The organism is Janthinobacterium sp. AD80 (assembly GCF_002878455.1).
Classification (GTDB): Bacteria; Pseudomonadota; Gammaproteobacteria; order Burkholderiales; family Burkholderiaceae_D; genus Janthinobacterium.
Genome location: NZ_NRDQ01000367.1, coordinates 1 through 3,357, shown reverse-complemented (window position 1 = coordinate 3,357; position 3,357 = coordinate 1). Strand labels below are relative to the sequence as shown.

The window sequence follows — 3,357 nt, the reverse complement described above, 5'->3', positions numbered from 1 at the left end:
GTTGCTCAGGGTGTAGCTGACCACGGCCGCGCCGGCAAACTTGCCCGACGCCGTAAAGCTCAGCTGATACAGCGGCTTGCCGGCCGTGCCGACATCGCGCACCACCGCCTTGCCCGCGCTCTCCGGCGCCACGCTCAGCACATTGGCCGCCGTGAACGGTCCGCCCGTGGCGCCCGCCGTCAGGTCGACATTCACCGCCAGGCCGGCTACCACCGTGGCGCTCAGGCTCACCACTTGCGGCATTGGGTTGACGCTGATGGTCGATTTCACCGGCAGCGACGTGCCGAACACGTTCGACAGGGTGTAGCCGATGCTGATGTCGCCGCTGCTATTGACACTCGGCGTATAGACAATGTCCATGCCGCTGACCACCGCCGTGCCGCTCGTCGGCTGCGTGGTGATGGCCACTGCCGTAAACGGGCCGCCGGTGGCGCCTTCCGTTACCTTCAGGGTCACCGGCGTGCCAGCCAGTACCGTCGCCGTCTTCGCCACGGGCACTGGCACCGGTTGCGGCGCCACCGTCAGGCTGACGGTGGCGGGCGCCGAGGTGCCGCCCGGGCCCGTCACCGTGTAGGCAAAGCTGTCCGGGCCAAAGTAATCGGCATTTGGCACATACGTCACCTTGAAGCTGGTGCCTGCGGCGGCACGCGCCATGCGCGCCGATGCGCCCGTCGTCGTCACCGTGACGCGGCCATGCTGCGGCGGCGTGACGATGGTGACATCCGTGATCGGGCTGCCATCGGTGGAAGCGATATTCAGGCTCACTTCCTGGTTCGCCGAGGTGGTGGCCGTTTCATTGGCCACCGGTGGCGGCGCCTGGTTGACCTGCAGGCTCAAGGCTTGCTGCACCGTGAACTGGTTGGCGTCTTTTGCCTGCAGGGTGAAGGTGAAGCTGCCCGCCGCTGTCGGGGTGCCGCTCAGCACGCCCGTGGCCGCATCGAGCGCCAGGCCCGTGGGCAAGGTGCCGCCGCTCAGCGTGTACACATACGGTGCCACGCCGCCGCCGGCCGTGAAGGCCTGGCTGTAGGCGTCGCCGACGCGGATGGCCGCCAGGCTGGCCGGTGTCAGGGTCAGGGTTGGTGTCGTCACGACCATGGTGTAGCTGTTGGTGGCGCTAAATGGCGCCCCCGTGCCGGTGCTGCTGTCGCTCACCTTGATGCTGAACGGGAAGCTGCCGGCCACGCTCGTCGTGCCGGACAGCACGCCTGTGCTGGCGTTCAGGCTCAGGCCAGCAGGCAGCGTGCCCACCACGGCATAGCTGTACGGCGCCGTGCCGCCCGTTGCCGTCAGGGTCGCGCTGTAAGGCACGGTAGCCGTTGCATTGGCCAGACTGGCTGGCGCCAGCACCACGGCCGCGGAAGACACGGACAGCGTGTAGCTCTTCGCGCCCGTGTACAGATGCGCATCCGTGACGGTCACGGTGAGCGTGAAACTGCCGGCCGCCGTCGGCGTACCGCTGAGCACGCCGCTGCTGTTCAGGCTGATCCCGGCCGGCAGGCTGCCCGCCGACACCGCATACGAGTACGGTGCGCTACCACCGCTGGCCGTCAATTGCTGGCTGTAGGCAACGCTGACCTGCGCCGCCGGCAAGGAAGCCGGCGTGATCTCCATGGCCGACGAGACTGTTAGCGTGTAAGTTTGCGTCGCCACCGTGTTCACCCCTGCAACGGCGGCCTGGGTAGCGGTGATGATGCTGCTGCCGGCGGCGATGGGAGTGATGACGCCGGTACCGCTGACGGTGGCCACGCCCGCATTCGAGCTGGTGTAGCTGATGGCGCCATAACTGCCGCCGCTCAGGGTCGAGGTCGCCGCATTGCTGAAGCTGTTACCCAACGGTATGGATGCCGCCGTCGGTGTGGCAAACGTCAGCACGCCGGTCGGAATGTAGGTAAATTGATCTGCCGCGCTGGTGGCGCTGATACCGCCCGTGGTGCTGACGCGCACGTCCACCGTGCCCGTGCCGGCCGGTGCCGTCGCCGTGATCTGCGTGGCGCTGTTGACGGTATAACCGGAGGCTGCCGTGGCGCCAAAGGTCACTGCCGTCGTGCTGGCAAAGCCGGTACCGGTAATGACGACGCTGGCGCCGCCGGCGACCGGCCCGAAGGCAGGGTTGATGCCGCTGACGACAGGCGCAGTCACATAGGTGAACTGGTCCGCCCCACTGGTGGCACTGGTGCCGCCCGGCGTGGTGACGCGCACGTCCACCGTGCCGGCGCTGCCGGCTGGCGCCGTCGCCGTGATCTGCGTGGCGCTGTTCACGGTAAAGCCGGAGGCTGCCGTGGCGCCGAAGGTCACCGCCGTGGTGCCGCCAAACCCCGTACCGGTGATGATGACGCTGGTGCCGCCTGTCGTTGGACCGGCCGTGGGCGAAATGCCGCTCACCGCTGGCGCACCGACATAGGTGAACTGGTCCGCCGCGCTGGTGGCGCTGGTGCCGCCCGTGGTGGTGACGCGCACGTCCACCGTGCCGCTACCCGCTGGCGCCGTGGCCGTGATCTGCGTGGCGCTGTTGACTGTGTAGCCAGTTGCCGCCGTGGCGCCGAAGGTTACGGCCGTCGTGCCGCTAAAGCCCGAGCCGGTAATCGTTACTGTGGTGCCGCCCGTGCCGGGACCCGCCGCGGGCGAAATGCTGCTGACCACTGGCGCCGCCACATACGTATATTGATCTGCCGCGCTGGTGGCGCTGGTACCGCCCGTGGTGCTGACGCGCACGTCCACCGTGCCCGTGCCGGCCGGTGCCGTCGCCGTGATCTGCGTGGAGCTGTTGACCGTGAAGCCCGTGGCCGCCGTGGCGCCGAACGTCACCGCCGTGGCGCCGGTAAAGCGCGTGCCGGTGATGATGACCGAAGTGCCGCCGGCGGCGGGACCTGCCGTGGGCGACAGGCTGCTGACCGTCGGTACTCCGATAAAGGTAAACTGATCTGCCGCGCTGGTGGCGCTGGTGCCGCCCGGCGTGGTGACGCGCACGTCCACCGTGCCGGCGCTGCCGGCTGGCGCCGTCGCCGTGATCTGCGTGGCGCTGTTCACGGTAAAGCCGGAGGCTGCCGTGGCGCCGAAGGTCACCGCCGTGGTGCCGCCAAACCCCGTACCGGTGATGATGACGGTGGTACCGCCGCCGACCGGCCCCGCCGTTGGCGAAATGCCCGTCACCGTCGGTGCCGGCACATAGGTAAATTGATCGGCGGCGCTGGTGGCGCTGGTGCCGCCAGCCGTGGTGACGCGCACGTCTACCGTACCTGTGCCGGCTGGCGCCGTCGCCGTGATCTCGCGTGGCTCGACTGTTGACGGTGTAACCGCTCGGCCGCGTGGCGCGAACGTCACCGCCGTCGTGCTGCCAAAGCCCGTGCCCGTGATGAT

The 3,357-nt window shown here is 68.6% G+C and carries 1 protein-coding gene; it reads right to left on the bottom strand.

All coding sequences use genetic code 11. The features are described 5' to 3' along the window. On the bottom strand, positions 1-3,357 hold a 3,357-nt coding region (locus tag JaAD80_RS29720; RefSeq protein WP_102299756.1), incomplete at both ends, for an S-layer family protein.